Here is a 2,318-nt window from a genome sequence, read left to right as displayed (position 1 = left end):
CGTCGTCAAGAGAACTCCGTGAGGTTGTCGATGCACCCCAAATACCGGAATGTTTTCTTCATCCTCTTTACCCTGTCCGGCTTTTCAGGCCTTATCTACGAATCGATCTGGACCCACTACCTCAAGCTCTTCCTCGGCCACGCCGCCTTCGCCCAGACGCTGGTCCTGGCCATTTTCATGGGAGGCATGGCCATCGGCTCCTGGCTGTCGAGCAGGTACTCCGGCCGCTGGACCAACCTCTTGAAAGGCTATGCGCTGGCTGAAGGGATAGTCGGGATCGGCGCCCTCGCCTTCCACGACGTCTTTACCAGGACCATGGAGTGCTCCTACTCGAGCATCATCCCCCGCCTCGCCAGCCCCGAACTGGTCACAGCCTACAAATGGACCGTCTCGGGCCTCCTCATCCTTCCGCAATCGGTGCTGCTGGGGATGACCTTCCCGCTCATGAGCGCAGGACTGCTTCGTCTCTTCCCCGACAGGCCCGGCAGGTCGCTCTCCCTGCTCTATTTCACCAACAGCATCGGAGCGGTCGTTGGCGTGCTGGCCAGCGGCTTCGTGATGATCAAGCTCTGGGGGCTGCCGGGGACAATCCGCATCGCCGGTCTCATCAACGTAGCGCTGGCCCTGGCGGTGTGGATGCTGGCGGCTAAATCGTCGCCCCACTCTTCTCCTGGTGCGACGGCTCCGAGCCCCGGGGGGAAGAGCCCCTCTTCACGGCTCTTCCTGGCCGCGTCGCTCGTCACCGGCGCCGCCTCGTTTATCTATGAAGTCGGTTGGATCAGGATGCTGAGCCTGGTCCTGGGCAGCTCTACCCATGCCTTCGAACTCATGTTGAGCGCCTTCATTTTCGGGCTGGCCTGTGGCGGGCTCTTCATCCAGTGCCTGATCGACCGCATCGCCCTTCCCGTCCGTTTTCTGGCCAAGGTCCAGGTCATCATGGGAGTGTTGGCGCTATCGACCCTGGTCCTTTACGGCGACACCTTTTCCGTGATGCAGTGGCTGGTGGAAACGCTCGCTAAGGATGATAACGGCTACACCATCTTCAACCTTTCCAGCAGCGCGATGGCCATTGCCATCATGCTCCCGGCCACTTTTTTCGCGGGGATGACACTGCCGCTGATCACGGTGGCACTGATGAGGGATGGTCATGGGGAAAAGAGCATCGGCGCAGTCTATGCCGCCAACACCGTGGGGGCGATAATCGGTGTCTTCTTCGCCATCCACCTGGGGATGCCGCTTCTGGGGCTGAAGGGGCTGATAACCGCCGGCGCGGTGCTCGACATCGGCCTTGGCCTCGTTCTCTTCTGGAGTGCCGCCTCCGGGTACCGCGGCAGCAGGGTTCCCGCCGCCGTCAGCTGCTGCTCCCTCGCCGCCGTGGCCGCCACCATCACCTTCGTCCAGCTCGACCTGTACAAGATGGGTTCAGGCGTCTACCGGCAAGGCATCCTCTTATCCAGCAACGGCTTCCGCCATCTCTACCACCACGACGGCAAGACCGCTTCCGTCGACGTCTTCCAGGACGGCTTGGGATCGATGCGGATCAACACCAACGGCAAGACCGACGCCACCATCATGATGAACCGGGAGCGCTCGGCCGGAATGGACGAATCGACCATGACCCTTCTGGCCGCCATTCCCATGGCCCTCCATCCCCGGGCCTCGACCGTCGCCACCATTGGACTTGGCTCCGGCATGACCTCGCAGGTCCTGCTGGATAACCCCGCCATCAGCAGGGTCGACACCATCGAGATCGAGGAGGGCATGGTGGCGGCGGCCAGGAATTTCAGGCCCATGGTGGAGAAGGTCTACACCGACCCGCGCAGCACGATCCATATCGACGATGCCAAAACCTTCTTCTCGACCCGGCAGGCGAAGTACGACATCATCATCTCTGAGCCGTCGAACCCGTGGGTCAGCGGGGTCTCGGGTCTCTTCTCGGAAGAGTTCTACCGCCTGATCAAGCGCCACATAAGTGACGACGGTATCTTCGTGCAATGGGTGCAGCTCTATGAGATCGATACCGAACTGGTCTGTTCGGTTCTGAAAGCCGTATCGGCCAACTTCTCGGACTACGCCATCTACGCCGCCGATGACCGCGATATCATCATCGTCGCCAAAAAGCATGGCCAGGTCCCGGCTCCGGATATCGGCCCGCTGACGACCCCGGCGGTGGCTGCGGCGCTGAAGCGGATCAGCATCGGGGGAGTGCAGGACATAGAGCTGCGGAAGGTGGGAGAGAAGAGGCTCCTGGACAAGCTGCTGGCCTCGATGCCGGTACCGGCCAATTCGGACTTCTTCCCGGTGCTCGACCAGCATGC

At 61.5% G+C, this 2,318-nt stretch carries 1 protein-coding gene; it reads left to right on the top strand.

What is annotated here, in order from left to right:
• Positions 1 to 30: 30 nt before the first annotated feature.
• On the top strand, positions 31 to 2,318 hold a 2,288-nt coding region (locus tag AC11W3_RS07750; RefSeq protein ID WP_484092757.1), incomplete at its 3' end, for a spermine/spermidine synthase domain-containing protein.

The sequence above is a fragment of the Geomonas sp. genome, from assembly GCF_056994735.1.
This window is presented reverse-complemented; position numbering and strand designations above follow the sequence as displayed.